17 protein-coding genes are annotated in these 17,574 nt (G+C 70.5%); 8 read left to right on the forward strand and 9 right to left on the reverse strand.

Features of this window, described 5'->3' with window-relative positions; genetic code table 11:
• The first annotated feature begins 101 nt into the window (after window positions 1–101).
• Both AC2W7E_RS12570 and AC2W7E_RS12575 read left to right on the forward strand, forming a co-directional pair.
• Window positions 102–860 carry an SDR family NAD(P)-dependent oxidoreductase gene (locus AC2W7E_RS12570; protein WP_485989253.1) on the forward strand — a complete coding sequence of 253 codons (759 nt, stop codon included), beginning with the start codon at window positions 102–104 and terminating at the stop codon, window positions 858–860.
• 79 nt (window positions 861–939) lie between these two features.
• Window positions 940–1,773, forward strand: a complete 834-nt coding sequence (locus AC2W7E_RS12575; protein WP_259954372.1) for an SDR family oxidoreductase — start codon at window positions 940–942, stop codon at window positions 1,771–1,773.
• 159 nt (window positions 1,774–1,932) lie between these two features.
• Here the strand turns inward: AC2W7E_RS12575 and AC2W7E_RS12580 are convergent, their stop codons facing one another.
• From AC2W7E_RS12580 to AC2W7E_RS12590, 3 genes are all read right to left on the reverse strand, one after another.
• Window positions 1,933–2,682: a sulfite exporter TauE/SafE family protein gene (locus AC2W7E_RS12580; protein ID WP_485989254.1), complete on the reverse strand. Its 750-nt coding sequence runs from the start codon at window positions 2,680–2,682 to the stop codon at window positions 1,933–1,935.
• The gene (locus tag AC2W7E_RS12585) at window positions 2,679–3,266 is read right to left on the reverse strand and encodes an ankyrin repeat domain-containing protein (RefSeq protein ID WP_315109102.1); all 588 of its coding nucleotides are present in this window, start codon (window positions 3,264–3,266) and stop codon (window positions 2,679–2,681) included. Before AC2W7E_RS12585 ends, AC2W7E_RS12580 begins: the two co-directional genes overlap by 4 nt.
• 151 nt (window positions 3,267–3,417) lie before the next feature.
• Entirely contained in the window at window positions 3,418–4,056 is a 639-nt protein-coding gene (locus tag AC2W7E_RS12590; protein WP_085605563.1) for a bifunctional 4-hydroxy-2-oxoglutarate aldolase/2-dehydro-3-deoxy-phosphogluconate aldolase, read from the reverse strand.
• Window positions 4,057–4,188: 132 nt separating this feature from the next.
• On the opposite strand from AC2W7E_RS12590, the gene rlmN reads away from it, so the two are divergent.
• From rlmN to AC2W7E_RS12615, 5 genes are all read left to right on the forward strand, one after another.
• The gene (gene rlmN / locus AC2W7E_RS12595; protein ID WP_238695698.1) at window positions 4,189–5,478 is read left to right on the forward strand and encodes a dual-specificity RNA methyltransferase RlmN; all 1,290 of its coding nucleotides are present in this window, start codon (window positions 4,189–4,191) and stop codon (window positions 5,476–5,478) included.
• 122 nt (window positions 5,479–5,600) lie between these two features.
• Entirely contained in the window at window positions 5,601–7,091 is a 1,491-nt protein-coding gene (locus AC2W7E_RS12600) for a DUF4407 domain-containing protein (RefSeq protein ID WP_485989255.1), read from the forward strand.
• A gap of 321 nt (window positions 7,092–7,412) precedes the next feature.
• Entirely contained in the window at window positions 7,413–8,906 is a 1,494-nt protein-coding gene (locus tag AC2W7E_RS12605; protein WP_378868213.1) for an aminotransferase-like domain-containing protein, read from the forward strand.
• Between the two features lie 9 nt (window positions 8,907–8,915).
• Window positions 8,916–9,413 (forward strand): hypothetical protein, encoded by a 498-nt coding sequence (locus AC2W7E_RS12610; protein ID WP_338566821.1) that lies wholly within the window; start codon window positions 8,916–8,918, stop codon window positions 9,411–9,413.
• Between the two features lie 52 nt (window positions 9,414–9,465).
• Complete coding sequence (locus AC2W7E_RS12615; protein WP_126894157.1) at window positions 9,466–10,479, forward strand: aldo/keto reductase family protein; 1,014 nt, start codon at window positions 9,466–9,468, stop codon at window positions 10,477–10,479.
• Between the two features lie 66 nt (window positions 10,480–10,545).
• On the opposite strand, the gene AC2W7E_RS12620 is transcribed toward AC2W7E_RS12615, so the two are convergent.
• From AC2W7E_RS12620 to AC2W7E_RS12635, 4 genes are read right to left on the reverse strand one after another with little or no spacing between them, the layout of a single operon-like run.
• Window positions 10,546–11,466 (reverse strand): carbohydrate ABC transporter permease, encoded by a 921-nt coding sequence (locus AC2W7E_RS12620; protein WP_485989256.1) that lies wholly within the window; start codon window positions 11,464–11,466, stop codon window positions 10,546–10,548.
• Window positions 11,463–12,410, reverse strand: coding sequence for a carbohydrate ABC transporter permease (locus AC2W7E_RS12625; RefSeq protein ID WP_025105358.1), 948 nt, complete (start codon window positions 12,408–12,410; stop codon window positions 11,463–11,465). The genes AC2W7E_RS12620 and AC2W7E_RS12625 overlap by 4 nt, the downstream gene beginning before the upstream one ends.
• A 3-nt stretch (window positions 12,411–12,413) precedes the next feature.
• Window positions 12,414–13,727, reverse strand: a complete 1,314-nt coding sequence (locus AC2W7E_RS12630; RefSeq protein ID WP_025105359.1) for an ABC transporter substrate-binding protein — start codon at window positions 13,725–13,727, stop codon at window positions 12,414–12,416.
• 60 nt (window positions 13,728–13,787) lie between these two features.
• Window positions 13,788–15,023 carry an aminotransferase class V-fold PLP-dependent enzyme gene (locus AC2W7E_RS12635; protein ID WP_485989257.1) on the reverse strand — a complete coding sequence of 412 codons (1,236 nt, stop codon included), beginning with the start codon at window positions 15,021–15,023 and terminating at the stop codon, window positions 13,788–13,790.
• Between the two features lie 165 nt (window positions 15,024–15,188).
• Here AC2W7E_RS12635 and AC2W7E_RS12640 point away from each other — a divergent pair, with 165 nt between their 5' ends.
• Window positions 15,189–15,866: a FadR/GntR family transcriptional regulator gene (locus tag AC2W7E_RS12640; RefSeq protein WP_085605550.1), complete on the forward strand. Its 678-nt coding sequence runs from the start codon at window positions 15,189–15,191 to the stop codon at window positions 15,864–15,866.
• A gap of 104 nt (window positions 15,867–15,970) precedes the next feature.
• Here AC2W7E_RS12640 and AC2W7E_RS12645 read toward each other — a convergent pair whose 3' ends face one another.
• On the reverse strand, window positions 15,971–16,486 hold the full coding sequence (locus AC2W7E_RS12645; protein ID WP_025105362.1) for a glycine cleavage system transcriptional repressor: 516 nt from the start codon (window positions 16,484–16,486) through the stop codon (window positions 15,971–15,973).
• A 21-nt stretch (window positions 16,487–16,507) separates the two neighbouring features.
• Window positions 16,508–17,566 carry a PLP-dependent cysteine synthase family protein gene (locus tag AC2W7E_RS12650; RefSeq protein WP_374459171.1) on the reverse strand — a complete coding sequence of 353 codons (1,059 nt, stop codon included), beginning with the start codon at window positions 17,564–17,566 and terminating at the stop codon, window positions 16,508–16,510.
• Between the last annotated feature and the right edge of the window lie 8 nt (window positions 17,567–17,574).

The raw sequence follows: 17,574 nt of genomic DNA on the forward strand, positions 1-17,574 counted from the left end.
GCTCGGGTCGACGCGGCGGGCCTGCGGTGACACCAAGAACCGCATAGGCTGGGACTGCGTTCCATGCATGTCGCACGACGACGTTCGAAGGAGAACATCAGATGCAGATCAGCGGACAGGGTGCCCTCGTCACCGGCGGCGCCTCCGGACTCGGGCTGGCCACCGCCCGTCGGCTCACGGCCGCAGGCGCGCACGTCACGATCATCGACCTCGCCTCGTCGAAGGGGGAGGGGATCGCCGCAGAGCTCGGCGGTCTCTTCGTGCCCGCCGATGTGACGAGCGTCGACGAGGTCAAGGCCGCCGTCGCCGCGGCACAGGCCGCCGCGCCGCTGCGGGTGGTCGTGAACTGCGCCGGCATCGCCCCGCCTGCCAAGGTGCTCGACCGGGACGGCACGCCCGCCGTCCTCGCCGACTTCGAGCGCATCGTGCGCATCAACCTCGTCGGCACGTTCAACGTGATCTCCCAGGCCGCCGCCGTCATCGCCGCGAACGAGCTGCACGACGAGGAGCGGGGGGTCATCGTCAACACCGCGAGCGTCGCCGCGTTCGACGGACAGATCGGGCAGCCGGCGTACTCGGCGTCCAAGGGCGGCGTGCACGCCATGACCCTGCCGATCGCCCGCGAGCTCGCCCGTCACGCCATCCGCGTGTGCACGATCGCCCCGGGCATCATGGAGACCCCGATGCTCATGGGCCTGCCGCAGGAGGCGCAGGACTCGCTCGGACAGCAGGTGCCGTTCCCCGCTCGCCTCGGACGCCCCGACGAGTACGCCGCCCTCGTGCAGCAGATCGTCGAGAACGGCTACCTCAACGGCGAGACCATCCGCCTCGACGGCGCCATCCGCATGGCCCCGCGGTGACCCCTCCCGGCTTCGAATCGCCTGAATGACCCGATTCGACCCGGAAATCCAGCCAATCAAGCGATTCGAAACGAGAACCATGAGCACACTCGCCGGAAAGACCATCCTCATGTCGGGCGGCAGCCGCGGGATCGGCCTCGCGATCGCCCTGCGCGCGGCCGCGGACGGCGCGAACATCGCGATGCTCGCCAAGACCGACTCCCCGCACCCGAAGCTCGAGGGCACCGTGCACAGCGCGGCCGAGCAGATCCGCGCCGCCGGCGGCCAGGCCCTGCCGATCGTGGGCGACGTGCGGGACGACGACCACATCACCGAGGCCGTCATGAAGACGCAGGGTGAGTTCGGCGGGATCGACATCGTCCTCAACAACGCCAGCGTCATCGACCTCTCCCGGTCGCTCGACCTCTCCGCGAAGAAGTACGACCTGATGCAGGATGTGAACGTCCGCGGCACCTTCATGCTCTCCCGGGCCGCGGTGCCCATCCTCAGGGACGCCGAGAACCCGCACATCCTCTCGCTCTCGCCGCCCCTGAACCCCACGCCGAAGTGGCTGGGCGCGCACACCGGGTACACGCTGGCCAAGTACGGGATGACGATGGTCACGCTCGGACTCGCGGCGGAGTTCGCGGCCGACGGCATCGCCGCCAACACGCTGTGGCCGCGCACGACGATCGCGACGGCCGCGGTGCAGAACCTCCTCGGCGGCGACAAGGTGATGGCCGCGAGCCGGACCGCCGACATCTACGCCGACGCCGCCTACGCCGTGCTCACCCAGCCGGCGCGCACCTACACGGGACAGTCGCTGATCGTGGAGGACGTGCTCGAGGCGAACGGCGTCACCGACTTCTCGGGCTACGCCGCGGTGCCGGGGACTCCGGACAGCGCGCTGTTCCCGGACATCTTCCTGGATTGACGCGCTTCGACAGGCTCAGCGACCCAGCTCTGGGTCCCTGAGCCTGTCGAAGGGGCTGAGCCCGTCGAAGCGTTGGGTCCCTGAGCCTGTCGAAGGGCCCAGAGTCCGTCGAACCGTTGGGTCCCTGAGCCTGTCGAAGGGGCTGAGCCTGTCGAAGGGCTAGGGCAGCAGATACACGGCGCCGAGGATCGTCAGCACGATCACGATGCGGTCGAAGAGCCGCTGGTCCAGGCGCCGCGTCACCCGCAGACCGAGCAGCGCACCGAGCACCACGAGCGGCGCGAGGATCGCATCGGTGAGCAGCACGGGCCCGGTGAACAGCCCGATGCCGGCGAGGAACGGCACCTTGATCACGTTGATGATCGCGAAGAACCAGGCGGAGGTGCCCAGGAACACCTGGACGGGCGTCCGCGTGGCGAGGAAGTACATCGACATGACCGGCCCGCCCGCGTTCGCCACCATGGTCGTGAAACCGCCGAGCGTGCCGTAGACGCCGGCCAGCAGCGCGCCGCCCCGGGCCGCCGCCTCCTGCTCCGCCCGCGCCTGCCGCCATCGCCGCCACAGCGTCACGGCGATCATGAGCAGCAGGATCACGCCGATGGCGCGGCGGACGACACCGTCTCCCGTCAGGGCGAGGAAGGCGAAGCCGAGGAGGAGTCCGGCCACCACCGCGGGTGCGAGGCGCAGCAGCGTCGGCCAATGCGCGTGCCGTCGGTAGGCCAGCAGCGCGAACACGTCGCCCACCATCAGCAGCAGGAGCGTCGCGGCCGTGGAGGTGCGTGCGGGGAGGACCGCGGCGAACAGGGCGATCGCAAGGATGCTGCCGCCCGGAAGAGCGGTCTTCGAGATCCCGATGACGACCGCGGCCACGCCCAGCGCGGCCCAGGCCCAGGGATCGAGCGCTGTCACCGCCGGAGCTCGGCGGCGATGGCGTCATACCCGCGGTCGGTCGCGAGGTCCAGCGGCAGCACACCGTCGCCGTCGCGGATGGTCGCATCGGCGCCGCCGTCGAGGAGAGCGCGCACCACCTCGACGTAGCGGGCGGAGCCGTCGCCGAGCACGATCGCCTCGTGCAGGGCGGTCCAGCCGAGGTTGTTGATGTGATCCGGATCGACCCCCGCCTCCAGCAGGATCTCCACCGTCGGCAGCAGGCCGCGCTCGGACGCGGGGATCAGTGCGGTGCCGCCGAAGCGGTTCGTGCTGCGGAGGTCCGCTCCGTGCGCCAGGGTCATCCGCAGGATCCCGTCATGCCCGCGGGCGCCGGCGTAGAGGTAGGCGGAGTCCTGGATGTCGTCCTTCGCGTTCACGTCGGCGCCGGCCTCGATCAGGAGCCGTGCCGCGTCGACGTGGTTCGCCTTGGTGGCCGTGATCAGGGGGGTCATGCCGCCGTCGCCACGGGCCTCGATGTCGGCGCCCGCGTCGAGCGCGCGGCGGACGGCGTCAGCGTCCCCCGCGGCGGCCGCGGCGAGCAGGTCGGACGTGGCGTCGGTCATGGGAACCTCCGGGATCCGTGCCGTGTGGGGCGACGAGGGTGCAGCGGTGCAGGCTGGGGCGAGAAGCAGTGCCCCCGCGAGCACGCCGACCGCCGCACTCCGTCGCATCCGCATGCATCCGGTATACCAAATGATCCCGGAGGTCGGCGGCTCAGCTCCGCGTGGCAGCGAGGGCGGCGGCGAAGCGCGCGGCGCGCTCCTCGATGTCCGCCCAGTCTGCGTTCGCGATCGCGGTGCCGTTCGCGAGGTCGCCACCGGCCCCCACGGCGACCGCGCCGGCCGCGAACCAGTCGGCGAGGTTGTCGGGCTTCACGCCGCCCGTGGGCATCAGCGGGGCGTCGGGGAAGGGTCCGCGCAGCGCACCGAGGTAGGAGGGGCCGCCGAGGGAGGCGGGGAAGATCTTCACGACGTCGACCCCGAGTTCGAGGGCGCCCATGACCTCGGTCGGGGTCATCGCGCCGGTCATCACGACGCGGCCGGTGTCGAGCATGGCGCGCGTGAGGTCGGGGAGGGTTCCCGGGCTGACGAGGAACGCGGCACCCGCGTCGGCGGCCTGGGTCGCCTGCTCCGCCGTCGTGACGGTGCCGGCGCCGATGTACGCGGCGTCTCCGTGGCGGGCGATGAGCTCGCGGATCACGGCCGGCGCGTCGGGGGTCGAGAAGGTCACCTCGATACCGGAGACTCCGCCGCGGATGATCGCCTCCGACGCCTCCAGAGCCAGCTCCGGCGACGGGGCGCGGAGGACGGCGAGGATGCCGGTGGTGCGGGCGCGGGCGAGACGGTCGGACATGCTGCTCCTTGATCGAGGGGGATGCGCCCATTCTTCCGCACCGCAACTTGTCATTACAAGTAGCCGTGAAGCGCCCGCGCGACAGGGATCGTGCCCAGCCGCCTCCCACCCGCATCCCGGTACCCTGGAGGGATGGCCGAGAACCCCCGCACACCCGAGACGCGCCCCGCGACTGCGCCCGCGTCGTCCCGTTCGGGGGCGATCCGCGAGACCCGAGCCCCGCAGGTGCGCCCCGCGACCGAGGGCTGGACCCAGAAGAAGGACGCCGAGGGGCGCCCCCTGCTGCAGTTCGCGAGCCCGAAGCGCGGCAAGCCGCCGGTCCACCTCGCCGACCTCACCCCGGCCGAGCGCATCGAGAAGGTGAAGGAGCTCGGACTCCCCGGGTTCCGCGCCAAGCAGCTCGCCACGCACTACTTCCGCCACTACACGTCCGACCCCGCGGAGATGACGGATCTCCCCGCCGGTATCCGCGACGAGCTCGTCGCCGGCATGCTCCCGCCCCTCATGACCGAGGTGCGGCGGCTGGAGACCGACCGCGGCGACACCATCAAGTTCCTCTGGCGCCTGCACGACGGCGCGCTCGTCGAGTCGGTCCTCATGCGCTACCCCGGACGCATCACGCTGTGCGTGTCGAGCCAGGCCGGCTGCGGCATGAACTGCCCGTTCTGTGCCACGGGTCAGGCGGGGCTGACGCGCAACATGTCCACCGCCGAGATCATCGAGCAGATCGTCCGGGCCAACCGGGCCATCGCGAACGGCGAGCTGGGCGGCAAGAAGCGCGACGATCACAGCATGGAGCGCGTCTCCAACATCGTCTTCATGGGCATGGGGGAGCCGCTGGCCAACTACAAGCGCGTCATGGACGCGGTGCGCACCATGGTCGCCCCGCAGCCCGACGGTCTCGGCATGAGCGCCCGCGGAATCACCGTGTCGACGGTGGGGCTCGTGCCCGCGATCAGGAAGCTGGCCGACGAGAACATCCCCGTCACGTTCGCCCTGTCGCTGCACGCCCCCGACGACCACCTGCGCGACGAGCTCATCCCCGTGAACTCGCGGTGGAAGGTCGACGAGGCGCTCGACGCGGCCTACGACTACTACGCCAAGACCGGGCGCCGCGTGTCCATCGAGTACGCCCTCATCAAGGACATGAACGACCACGCCTGGCGGGCCGACCTGCTGGCGGACAAGCTCAACCAGCGCGGTCGCGGGTGGGTGCACGTGAACCCGATCCCGCTGAACCCGACGCCGGGCTCGATCTGGACCTCGTCGGAGAAGGATGTCACGGACGAGTTCGTGCGACGGCTGAACGACGCCGGCATCCCGACGACCCTCCGCGACACCCGCGGCAAGGAGATCGACGGCGCCTGCGGACAGCTCGTCGCGACGACCGAGGACGAGGCTGCCGCCGCGGCGATGGCCTGACCCCGGTTCGAATCGCTCACCTGGCTCCACATCCGGCCCGGATGCCGCCATTCGCGCGACTCGAAGGCCCGTCCAAGGGATCTTCCACGGTATGCACAGGCGGAGTTTCGTAGATTATCGGGATGCCCTATTCCGCCCACCGCCCGGGTCGCTTCGACTCGCAGGGTCGGATCATCCTCGACGGCGACCCGAACGCCGAGACGGATGACCTCGACTTCCTGCGCGAGTACGAGCCGACCGGCGACACGTCCGCGCAGTCCGACGTCGCGTCCGACGACCCGACGCCCGAGCCGGTGACGGCGCCCGACGCCCCGGTCGACGCGGAGCCCGTCCCCGCGCGGAAGGCGCGTCCGCCGCGCGTCCGGAAGCCGCGTCGTCGTCGCACCGCCGCCGAGCGCCTCCGTGCTCTCGCGATCCTCGGCGGGGCCGAGGGCGAGATCCTCGACCGTGTCCCCGGCGAGACCCCGCGTTTCGTGCAGATGTTCTTCGTGCTCGCCGGCACCGCCCTCGTCAGCGCGATCTCCATGCTCTTCGCCCTCACGACGGGCGTGCGCGCGGCGGTCTGGCTCGCCATCCCGCTCGCGATCGTGTGGGCGCTCATCATCTTCAACCTCGACCGCTTCCTGACCTCGACCATGACGTCGACCCGCAACGTCTGGAAGCTCATCGGCCTGGCGATCCCCCGCGTCATCATGGCCGCGATCATCGGTTTCGTCGTCGCGGAGCCGCTCGTTCTGCAGATCTTCCACAACGACATCTCGCGCGAGGTCGCCGCGACCAACATCGTCCAGGCGCAGGCCGACCAGGAGGCGCTCGAGACCGGTCCGGAGAAGAAGGCGCTGGATGCGGCGTCCGAGCGTGTCGCGGCGCTCGAGAACCAGGCGGCGACGGGCATCGTCGCCGGGACCGAATCGTCGTCGGCGACCGAATCCGCCGCCCAGTCCACGGTCGACGACCTGACGGCCAAGCTCACGGAGCAGCAGGCCGTGATCGACCAGGCGCGGACGCTGTACCAGTGCGAGCTCACGGGCGAGGGTGCGGGCACCGTCCCCGGCTGCACCGGCGTGAACGGCGAGGGCGCGAGCTCTCAGGCCGCCCAGGCCCAGCTCGCCGAGGCCCAGCAGACCTACGACGCGCTCGCGGCCCAGCTCCGCACCGCGAACGAGGAACTCGCCGCTGCCGGAAGCGCAGCCAAGGAGAACACCACGGCCTCGGAGTCGCAGAACCGTCAGCAGGCGAAGGATGAACTCCCCGCCGCGCGTGACACCTACGAGCAGGCGCTCGCGGCCTACAACGCCCGCGCGGACTCCGTGGCGCAGGGCAACGCCGGGGCGGTGGGGCTGCTGAGCCAGATCAGCGGCCTCAACCGCCTGAGTGAGAAGGAGCCCGCGATCCTCTGGGCGCACATCCTCATCGCGGCGCTGTTCTTCATGATCGAGCTGCTGCCGGTGCTGGTGAAGGTGCTCACGAGCTACGGCGACCCGAGCCTCTATGAGAAGGCGCTGGCCATCCGCAAGCAGGTCGCGCTGGACAGGGTCACGGCGGAGGGCTTCCGCGACCGCGCCGACATCGTCACCACTCCCGCCTCCGGCGCCGGGGCTCAGGCCACCTGACTCGTTTCGAATCGCGCACTGTGCTCCATCCCGGCCGGATTCGGAGCAAAGTGGGCGATTCGAACACGGGAGAGGCCTCCGGACCGAGACGCCGTCGCGAGAGAACGGATCAAGGCCACCGTGGACGGGGACCTCGGCCACGGGGTGCCGGTCACGGCGGCCTCGATGCGGGCGAGCGGCTCACGGAGGGCCGGGTCGTGCGTGCGGGCGTCGTCCTGGAGCCATGCGAGAAGCTCGCCGATGGTCCAATCCCGCTGAATTGGACCGAGATCGATGCCGAAGCTGGACGTTGAAGCTGTCATTGGTCCAGGATCGGCTCTCATGGACACCCTTGACAGGGCCAATGCGACGCCGGTGGCCCACGGATCGGCCCCCGGCCCCCTCGTGCAGGGCGGTGAGGTCGCCGCGGGCGCTCTCGCCGCACGCCTCGGCCGCTGGGCCCACGGCGACGGCACCCTCTCCACCCGCCTCGCCGCGGCGATCGCCGCCCTGATCGGCGGGGGTGAGCTGCGTCCCGCCGACCGCCTGCCTGCCGAACGCGCCCTCTCCGCGGCGGTCGCGGTCTCGCGGGGCACGGTCGTGTCGGCCTATGCGTCCCTCGCCGAGCAGGGCCTCGTCGAGCGCCGGCAGGGGAGCGGGACCACGGTCGCGGGGGCGAGGACGACCCCCGCGGCGGACCGCCGTCCCGGCCGCGGCGAGGCGCTGTTCTCGGCTCTCCCCAACGCGATCGATCTGCTCCGCACGGTGCCGCAGATCCCGGACCTCGGTGTGCAGCTCATCCGCGACCACCAGCCGCGGCTCGACCTCGCCCTGCTCCCGGAGACCGACCCCGCGGGGCTCCCCGCGCTCCGCGAACTCATCGCCGACATGTACCGCGCCGAGGGGACGCCGACCACGCCCGAGCAGATCCTCGTGACCCACGGCGCGCAGCAGGCCATCAGCCTCGTCGTCAACGCGCTCGTGGAGCCCGGCGACGTCGTGCTCGCGGAGGAGATCACCTGGCCGGGCGTGACCGACTCCGTGGGGCTGCGCGGCGGCACCGTGCACGGCGTGCCGATGGGCGCGGACGGCCTCGACGTCGACGCGCTGGAGCAGGCGATGGCCCGGCTGCGTCCCGTGCTCGTCGCGCTCAACCCGCACCACCAGAACCCGACGGGGACGCGACTTCCCGCGGCGGCGCGCCACCGGGTGGCCGAGCTCGCCGCGCAGTACGGGGTCCCCGTGATCGAGGACCGCGTCGTCGCCGGCATCTCGTTCGATGGGGTCGTGCCGCCCACGCTCGCCTCGGAGCGGCCGGACGCCCCGGTGCTCGTCGTCGAATCCGTGTCGAAGTGGGCATGGGCCGGGCTGCGGATCGGGTGGCTGCGGGCCGACCCGGTGCTGGTCCGGCGGCTCCGCGGCGCCCGGCAGCTCGCCGACCAGTCCACGAGCGTGCCCGGCCAGCTCCTCGCACTCGACCTCATCGCCCACGCGACGGAGCTCCGCCGCGCCAACAGCCGCGTGCACCAGCAGCGGCTCCTCCTGCTGCAGGAGCTGATGGCCGCGCACCTCCCCGACTGGACCTACGACCCCCCTCGGGGCGGACTCTCGCTGTGGGCGGCGCTGCCTCGGGGCTCCGCATCGGCTCTCGCGCGCGTCGCCGCGGCGCACGGGGTCTCGATCGCGGGCACCGGGGCCTTCGCGGTCTCGGCCGCCGCGCCGGACGACCACGTGCGCCTGCCGTTCACCGCGCCGGACGACGTGCTCACGGAGGGGGTGCGCCGCTTGGGTGCCGCCTGGCGCGAGTACCGGGAGACTCTCAGCAGCCCTGCCTAGGGTGACCGCATGACACCGGTGCCCCGCCCCACCCTCTGGATCTGCGTGGCCGGAGTGCTCGCCGTCACCGCGTACGCCGCCCTCGCCGCGGTGCAGATCCTCGTGCTGAATCCGCTGGCCGCGGCTCCGGGCGACCTCTCGCTCGACGAGGTCCGGGCCGCGATGTCCAACGCCGGGGAGAGCCTCATGCCGCCGACCGTCCTCGGCATCCTCGGTGCGGGGGTGTGCCTGGCCATCGGGACGGCCGTCGTCTGCCTCCTCACACGGGCTCCGGCGGTGGTGGCCGGCATGACCTTCCTCGCGCTGCTCATGGGCGGGGCTCCGGCCTACTTCGTCGCGTCGTTCGGCCCGGGCATGGGACTTGCCGACACCTTCGGCATCAGCGGCGCCGACGCCTCCCCGTGGGCGCTTCCCCTGTACGCGGTCAGCGCGCTCGCCGCGGCCGGGGTGCTGGTCGGGGCCGCGCTCACGTCCCGCCGCCGCGGACCGGCGCCCGCCACCGCCTGACGATCACGGTTGATCCGGCCCACCGGTCCGCCGTCGGGACTAGCGTTGGTCCATGGTCAACTATCGCTATCTCGGCAACAGCGGTCTCAAGGTCTCGGAGATCACGTACGGCAACTGGGTCACGCACGCCTCGCAGGTCGAGGACGACGCCGCGGTCAAGACCGTGCACGCCGCCCTGGACGCCGGCATCACCACGTTCGACACCGCGGACACCTACGCCAACACGGCCGCCGAGGTCGTGCTCGGCAAGGCTCTGGAGGGCCAGCGTCGCGAGAGCCTCGAGATCTTCACGAAGGTCTACTTCCCGACCGGCCCCAAGGGTCCGAACGACACCGGCCTGAGCCGGAAGCACATCATGGAGTCGATCAACGGCTCGCTGCAGCGCCTCGGCACCGACTACGTCGATCTCTACCAGGCACACCGCTTCGACTACGAGACCCCGCTCGAGGAGACGTTCCAGGCCTTCGCCGACGTCGTCCGGCAGGGCAAGGCGCTCTACATCGGCGTCTCGGAGTGGACGGCGGAGCAGCTCCGCGAAGGGCACGCGCTGGCGAAGCAGCTCGGCATCCAGCTCATCTCCAACCAGCCGCAGTACTCCATGCTGTGGCGGGTCATCGAGGGCAAGGTGGTCCCCGCGTCGGAGGAGCTGGGCATCTCGCAGATCGTCTGGTCGCCGATGGCGCAGGGCGTGCTGAGCGGGAAGTACCTCCCTGGCCAGCCGGTGCCGGAGGGGTCGCGGGCGACGGATCAGAACTCGGGCGCGGGCTTCATCAAGAGCTTCCTGCAGGACGAGATCCTCACCGCGGTGCAGCGCCTCAAGCCGATCGCGGAGCAGGCGGGACTGTCGATGCCGCAGCTCGCGATCGCGTGGGTGCTGCAGAACCCGAACGTCGCGGCGGCCCTCGTCGGCGCCTCCCGTCCGGAGCAGCTCGCCGACACGGTCAAGGCCTCCGGCGTGAAGCTCGACGCCGACACCATGACCGCGATCGACGAGGCTCTCGGCGACACGGTAAACCGCGACGCCGAGCACACGTACTCGGTGTCGCCGAAGTCCCGGCTCGTCTAGGCCTTCGAATCGCGCAAATGGTCCCATTCCGTCAAGGAATGGGACCATTTGCGCGATTCGGGCGGGTTACTCCTTGACGGCCCCGGCCGTGAGGCCCTGGACGATCCAGCGGCTGGCGAGGGCGAACATCACCATCGTCGGGAGGATCGTCAGCACGGCCGCGGCGCTCATGGAGCCCCAGTCGATGTTGAACGTGGAGATGAAGCCGTTGAGCGCCGAGGGCACGGTGCGGTTCGCATCGGTGTTCATCAGCACGACCGACAGGAACAGCTCGTTCCAGCAGTTCACGAAGTTGAAGATGAACGCGGCGATGATGCCAGGGGTCATCACCGGCACGAGCACCCGGAACAGGGCGCCCAGGCGGGAGCAGCCGTCGATCATCGCCGCCTCCTCCAGCGCGTCGGGGACGTTCTCGAAGAAGCCCCGCAGCATGACCGTGGAGAACGGGATGCAGATCGCGATGTAGACGAGGATGAGACCGGGCTTGGTGTCGACGAGTCCCAGGTCGGTCATCATCGAGTACAGCGGTCCGAGGGCGATGAACGCCGGGATCATCTGCGTCAGCAGGAACGCGATGAGCACCGTGCCTTTGCCGCGGAACTCGAACCGCGCCAGCACGTAGGCGCTGAGCAGGGCGATGAGCGTCGCCACCGCGCCGGCCGACACCGCCACGATGGCCGAGTTCGCCAGGAACGTCCCGAAGGAGCTCTTCTCGAACAGGCTCGTGAAGTTGTCCAGCGAGGGCTCGCTCGGCCAGTACTCGATCGGGAAGCGGTTGATGGTCCCCGGCGACTTGAACGCGGTGAGCGTGATCCAGTACAGCGGGAACAGCGTGATGAGCAGCCACAGCCCCAGGCCGACGATACGCACCACGCCGCCCACCGAGACCCGGGGCTTGGGGCGCGGGGCGGCCTTCGGGTCGGGCACCGTGATGCGACGGGTCTCGGTGACCGAGGAGCCGGTCCGGACGGATGAGGTGATGGTCATCGCTGCACTCTCCGCATCGCCATCAGGTAGAACGCGCAGAACACCATGAGGAACGCCACGACGATGAGCCCGATGGCGCTCGCGATGCCGTAGTTGCCCTGCTGCGTGTAGTTGATCATCCACGTCGTGATGATGTGGGTCTGGTTGGCGGGGCCGCCGTTCGTCATCGCGTAGATGATGTCGGGGAAGTTGAAGATCCAGATCACGCGCAGCAGGATCGTCAGCAGCAGCGTCATCGAGATGTACGGGATGATGATCGAGAACAGCTGCCGCACCTTGCCGGCGCCGTCGAGGCTCGCCGCCTCCAGCATCTCGTCCGGCACCGACTGGAGAGCGGCGAGGATCATGATCGCGAAGAAGGTCACGCCGTACCAGATGTTCGCGACGATCACGGCGAACATCGCGAGCTTCGGGTCGGCCAGCCACGGCAGCGGGGCGTCGATCAGGCCCGCCTTCATGAGCAGGTCGTTGACGACGCCGAACTCGGCGTTGAACATCCAGCGGAACAGCATGCCGATGAGGAAGCCGGACACCGCCCACGGGAAGAACACCAGCGCCTGGTAGAGGCCGCGGAAGCGGAACCGCTTGCGCAGGGCGAGCGCGATGAGGAACCCGATCACGAGCTGCGGCACGAGCGAGCCGACCACCCAGAGCACCGAGTTCCACGCCACGGTCGGGAACGCCGGGTCGCGGAAGACGGCGAGGAAGTTGTCGAAGCCCACGAACGGCGTCGAGGTGAGATCCCACAGGTTCCAGTCGTGGAAGGCCATGCGGGCGCCCTGCAGCATCGGCCAGTAGGTGAACCAGCAGACGAAGACGATCGCCGGCGCGAGGAAGGCCAGCAGCGTGAGGGCGGTGCGGCCCCGGAAGGGGCGACGACGCGATGCCGGGGAGGCCCCGCCGGCGGTGCCGACGGAGCCCCCTTCACGGATGGTGCGGGCCACGGATCAACCCTTCTCCGCGGCGTACTTCTCGGTCCAGAACGCGTCCCACGAGGCGAGGAGGTCCTTGGTGGACATGTTGCCCAACAGCACGCTCTGCACGTCCTGGTCGGACTTCTGGATCCACTCGGTCCACCAGCTCACGCCGCGCGGCTGACGCACGTTGACGTAGGTCTCCGGGTCCTCGGTCATGGTGACGTAGCTGGTCCAGGGGCCGGTGGAGTAGAACTCGTCGTCCGCGGCGGCCGCGATGATCGGGACGAGGCTGTTCGCCTGCGCGAACTCGGTGGCGGGCTCGGCGGACGACAGGAACTCGACGAGCTTCACCGCGGCCTCCTTGTGCTCGCTGTTCTCCGCGACACCCCAGCCGGCGACGGCGAGGGGCTGTGCGGCCTTGCCGGACGGGCCGACGAGCAGCGGCGCGGTATCCCACTGGTCCTCGGTCAGCGAGGAGTCCTGCACCGTCGCGATGACCTCCGGGTCCTGCAGGAGGAAGGCCGTGGTGCCGTTGGTGAACCCGGCGACCATCTCGGGGTAGCCCCACGAGACGGCGGACGGCGGCGAGGCTTCCTTGAACAGGTCGAAGTAGTCGTCGACCGCCTCCTGCGCTTCGGGGGCGGCGAAGATCGTCGAGCCGTCCTCCATGAGGAACGCGTCCTCCGTGTCGAGGCCGTCGATCGTGTAGGCCTCGATCGCGGCGACGACGTTGCTGTTCGCGTTCTGACCGCCACGGAACGCGTACCCGTAGATGTTGTTCGACGGGTCCTGGATCGCCGACGCCTGCTCCAGCAGGTCCTTCCAGCTGTGCGGCGGGCCGTCGAAGCCGGCCTGCTCGACGAGGTCGGTGCGGTAGAACAGCGACAGGCCGTAGAAGCCGTAGGGGACGAAGTAGCTCTTGCCGTCTTCCGCGACCGAGGCCGACTGCGCGTTCTCGGTCAGGGCGTCCCAGCCGTCCCACTTCTTCAGATCGGGACCGAGGTCGTAGAGCCAGCCGTTGTTCGCGAACGGCCCGACGGTGATGTCGCGCACCTCGAGCACATCGACGCCCTTGCCGGACTGCAGCATCTGCTGGATCTTCTGGTCGGCCTGCTCGGTGGGCGGGGAGACCAGGGTGACGGTGATGTCGGGGTTGTCCTTCTCGAACTCGTCGAGCAGTCCGCGGAGCAGCTCGGTACGCGCCGGGTTCGTCAGGCTCTCGACCATCTGGAGGGTGACGCTGCCGTCGCCGCCGGATGAGCCGGAGCCTCCGGAGCAGCCGGTGAGTGCGAGGACGGCGACGGTGCCGACTCCGGCTGCGGTCGTCAAGATCTTGTTCTTCACGATGTGCCTCTCGGTGGGGGTGGGTGGTGTTCGGGTGGGTCGTGCGGGAGGTGGTGCGGGTCAGGGGAGGATGAGGGCGTCGGCGGGGCGGATGCCGGCGCGGCGCAGGATCGCGGGGACGCAGCGCTCGACGAACGCCTCGATGTCGGACGCCTCCGTGTACAGGTGCGCGGACAGGCGGAAATAGCCGACGCCCCGGAAGCTCGTGAACGCGGTCTCCACGCCGACCTCGTCGAGGAGGTCCATGCGCAGCGCGTCGGCCTCCTCGCGGGTGGCGCCGAGGCCGAGCGGCAGCCGGATGAGTCGCATGGACGGCACTGGGGAGGGGAGGGGGGTCAGCGGGTCCTCGTCGCTGAAGGGGCGCAGGGCCTCCGCGATGAGCTCGGCACCGGCGTCTGCCCGAGTGGCCATGGCGTCGCGGGCGGCCGCCCATCCGAACTCCGCCTCGATGAACTCGATCGCGGTGGGGGTGGCGAGGTAGGTCGTCGCGTCGATCGTGCCCTGCGTGTCGAAGCGCTCGGGATACGGCTCGCGCGCGGCCCAGGAGTCGATCAGCGGCCAGAGCTCATCGCGGTCGGGGGCGGTGGTGACGAGGAGGGCGGAGCCGCGCGGGGCGCAGGGCCACTTGTGCAGATTCCCGAACCACCAGTCGCCGCCGGCGACGGCTGCCGCATCCGGGATGAGGCCGGGGGCATGGGCGCCGTCGACGAGGGTGCGCACGCCGCGCTCGGCCGCGAGGTCGGCGATGCGGCGGGTGGGCAGCAGGCGGGCGGTGGGCGAGGTGATCTGGTCGACGACGAGCAGCCGCGTGCGCGGGGTGAGGGCGTCGGCGAAGAGCTGCACGATCTCGTCGTCGTCGGCGAGCAGGGGCAGGGCGACCGTGCGGACGGCGGCGCCGAACCGGCGGGCGAGACGCTCGGCGCCCATGGTGATGGCCCCGTAGCCCTGGTCGGTCACGAGGATCTCGTCGCCGCTGTCGAGCTGGAGGGCGTTGTAGACGACCGTGGCCGCGGCGGAGGCGTTGGGCACGAACACGCTGTCCTCCGCGCGGGCGCCGACGAACGGAGCCGTCCGCTGCCTCGCCTCCTGCACCCGCTCCGCGATCCGCGGGAACCACTCCACGGGGCTCAGATCGGCACGGCGGCGCAGGGCGTCCTGATGGGCGACCACGACCGACGGCACCGCCCCGAAGGATCCGTGGTTGAGGTGGATCACCGTCGGGTCGAGGGGCCAGGCATCGCGCGCTCGCAGGCCGGAGTTCAGCGTGAGCGGAGCGGGGAACTGCGGAGCGGGCATCGGACCTCATCGGTGAGTGGGGGCGAGTTGTTGCACAACTTTGCCACACGCCTTCGGTTTTGGCTACGAAACCGCGAAGATGAAACATAGTTGTCATACGAGTTTGCGGCGCCCGGGGCGTCCGACAGACTTCACGAGGGGTGGGGAGTGGCAGAGAGGATGACGATGAGCGCACTGGACACGGCGCTGCACGGCCTGCGGGCTCTCATCGCCGACGGCGCCCTGCGCCCCGGTGACCGGCTGCCGAGCGAGGGGGAGCTGTGCGAACGGCTCGGTGTCTCGCGCGGGTCGCTGCGCGAAGCCATCCGGACCCTCGCCGCACTGGGCGTGCTGGAGACGCGGCACGGTTCCGGCAGCTACGTCAGCGAGCTCCGCGCGGCCGACCTCATCGGCAGTCTCTCCCTCACGGTCGGACTGCTGCCGATGGCCGGGGTGCTGGAGCTGACGGAGCTCCGACGGGTGCTCGAGCCGCACGCGGCGGCGCTCGCCGCGGCCCGGATCGACGAGGACACGGTCGCCGCGCTCGACGAGGTGCTCACGGAGATCGAGTCGACGACGGACTTCGAGGCGCAGTCCCGCCTGGACCACGAGTTCCACATGGCCATCTCGTCGGTCGCGGGCAACGAGGCCCTGACGAGCCTGATCGACGTGCTGCGCTCCCGCTCCCGTGCCTACCGGATCTCCGACCCGGAGGATGCCGCGGAGCTCAAGATCCACTCCGACGCCGGCCACCGCGCGATCCTCCGCGGCCTCGCCGCCGCGGATCCGGTGGCCGCCTCGGCCGCCGCGTCCGCCCACGTCGCCTACACCGAGTACTGGGTGCGGCGGTACTCCGGCCTCTGACTCCTGGTTTCCCGGCCGAGCCACCCTCTTTCGCGCGCCCCGGCCCTATTCGGACGTCCGGAAGGGGGTGGGCGGCACCGAAGGGGGTGGGTCGGCGAACGGAGTCAGCCGAGCGTGATGTCGACCTGGATCTCGGACGCGAGGCGCTCCAGGTCGGCACGCAGGGCGTCGAGGTCGACCGTCGGCGGGACTTTCGCGATCACCGACGCCTCGAACAGCCTCCCGCCGGCCATCGCGGCCTCCCGGGTCTCGGTCGTGAGCTCCTCGATGCTCAGGGCATGCGCGTTCAGCACCGCCGACACCTCGCGCACGATGCCGGGGCGGTCGTTGCCGAGCACCTGCATCACGAGCAGCTGCTCCTCGTCCTCGGACGGCCCTGGCGTGCCGGTGAGCACCGAGAGCGTGAGCAGACCCTGGCCCTGGATCCCCCGGAGCGCGGTCTCGAGCTCCCCGGTGCGCTCCGTCGGCACGGACACCTCGATGACACCCGCGAACGTGCCGGCGAGCTCGGCGAGGGAGCTGTTCTCCCAGTTGCCGCCATGGGCATCGACGACATCGGCGACGGCGGCCACGAGGCCCGGACGATCGGCACCCGCGACAGTGAGGATGAGTGTGGTCATGGGGTCAGCGTAACCCGAGGATCAGTCCGCCCAGACCCCGGTCTCCAGGAACCGCTCCATCCGCGCACGGTGCGGGGCGAGGTCCCACCCCTGCTGCGCGACCCACTCGTCCGAGTAGTACGTGCCGGCGTACCGCACACCGCTGTCGCAGATCAGGGTCACGACGCTGCCGGTCTCGCCCGCGGCACGCATCCGGGCGATGAGCTGGAACGCGCCGTAGAGGTTCGTGCCGGTGGAGCCGCCCGCCCAGTGCAGGGTGCGCTCGCGGAGGAGCCGGATCGCGGCGATGGAGCCCGCGTCCGGCACCTGGATCATCTCGTCGATCACGGACGGCACGAAGGAGGCCTCCACCCGCGGCCGCCCGATGCCCTCGATGCGGCTCGGGTGTCCGGCCGGCGGGTCGACCGTGCCCGCCCAGCCGTCGTAGAAGGCCGAGCCCTCGGGATCGACGACGGCGATCCTGGTGTCATGGCGGCGGTACTTCACGTAGCGGCCGAAGGTGGCGCTGGTACCCCCGGTGCCGGCGCCCGTGACGATCCAGCGGGGGATCGGATGCCGCTCCTGGGCGAGCTGGCCGAACACGCTGTCGGCGATGTTGTTGTTGCCGCGCCAGTCGGTCGCACGCTCCGCGTAGGTGAACTGGTCGAGGTAGTGCCCGGTGCAGTCCGCCGCCAGGCGCTGCGCCTCGGGTGACATGTCCTCCGCGCGGTCGACGAAATGGCAGGTGCCGCCGTAGAACTCGATGAGGTCGATCTTCTCCTGCACCGTCGATCGGGGCACGACCGTGATGAACTTCAGCCCCAGCATCCGGGCGAAGTAGGCCTCCGACACCGCGGTCGACCCGCTCGACGACTCCACGAGGGTCGTGTCCTCGCGGATGCGCCCGTTGACGAGTCCGTACAGGAGGAGGGAGCGCGCGAGGCGGTGCTTGAGGGAGCCGGTCGGGTGCACCGACTCGTCCTTGAGGTAGAGGTCGATGCCCCACTCCGGCGGCAGCGGGAACAGGTGCAGGTGCGTGTCGGCGCTGCGGTTGGCATCGGCTTCCAGCAGGGCGATCGCGGTGCTGGTCCAGTCGCTCATGCCCTCGA

This window comes from Microbacterium sp. CFSPD4_SD4, from assembly GCF_057364585.1.

Excerpts from the sequence above, each read along its gene's own strand:
- AC2W7E_RS12575 (WP_259954372.1), top strand. The coding sequence starts at position 940 with ATGAGCACACTCGCCGGAAAGACCATCCTCATGTCGGGCGGCAGCCGC.
- AC2W7E_RS12605 (WP_378868213.1), top strand. The coding sequence starts at position 7,413 with ATGGACACCCTTGACAGGGCCAATGCGACGCCGGTGGCCCACGGATCG.
- AC2W7E_RS12645 (WP_025105362.1), bottom strand. The coding sequence starts at position 16,486 with ATGACCACACTCATCCTCACTGTCGCGGGTGCCGATCGTCCGGGCCTC.
- AC2W7E_RS12610 (WP_338566821.1), top strand. The coding sequence starts at position 8,916 with ATGACACCGGTGCCCCGCCCCACCCTCTGGATCTGCGTGGCCGGAGTG.
- AC2W7E_RS12600 (WP_485989255.1), top strand. The coding sequence starts at position 5,601 with ATGCCCTATTCCGCCCACCGCCCGGGTCGCTTCGACTCGCAGGGTCGG.
- AC2W7E_RS12615 (WP_126894157.1), top strand. The coding sequence starts at position 9,466 with ATGGTCAACTATCGCTATCTCGGCAACAGCGGTCTCAAGGTCTCGGAG.
- AC2W7E_RS12585 (WP_315109102.1), bottom strand. The coding sequence starts at position 3,266 with ATGACCGACGCCACGTCCGACCTGCTCGCCGCGGCCGCCGCGGGGGAC.
- AC2W7E_RS12640 (WP_085605550.1), top strand. The coding sequence starts at position 15,189 with ATGAGCGCACTGGACACGGCGCTGCACGGCCTGCGGGCTCTCATCGCC.
- AC2W7E_RS12635 (WP_485989257.1), bottom strand. The coding sequence starts at position 15,023 with ATGCCCGCTCCGCAGTTCCCCGCTCCGCTCACGCTGAACTCCGGCCTG.
- rlmN (WP_238695698.1), top strand. The coding sequence starts at position 4,189 with ATGGCCGAGAACCCCCGCACACCCGAGACGCGCCCCGCGACTGCGCCC.
- AC2W7E_RS12650 (WP_374459171.1), bottom strand. The coding sequence starts at position 17,566 with ATGAGCGACTGGACCAGCACCGCGATCGCCCTGCTGGAAGCCGATGCC.
- AC2W7E_RS12620 (WP_485989256.1), bottom strand. The coding sequence starts at position 11,466 with ATGACCATCACCTCATCCGTCCGGACCGGCTCCTCGGTCACCGAGACC.
- AC2W7E_RS12570 (WP_485989253.1), top strand. The coding sequence starts at position 102 with ATGCAGATCAGCGGACAGGGTGCCCTCGTCACCGGCGGCGCCTCCGGA.
- AC2W7E_RS12590 (WP_085605563.1), bottom strand. The coding sequence starts at position 4,056 with ATGTCCGACCGTCTCGCCCGCGCCCGCACCACCGGCATCCTCGCCGTC.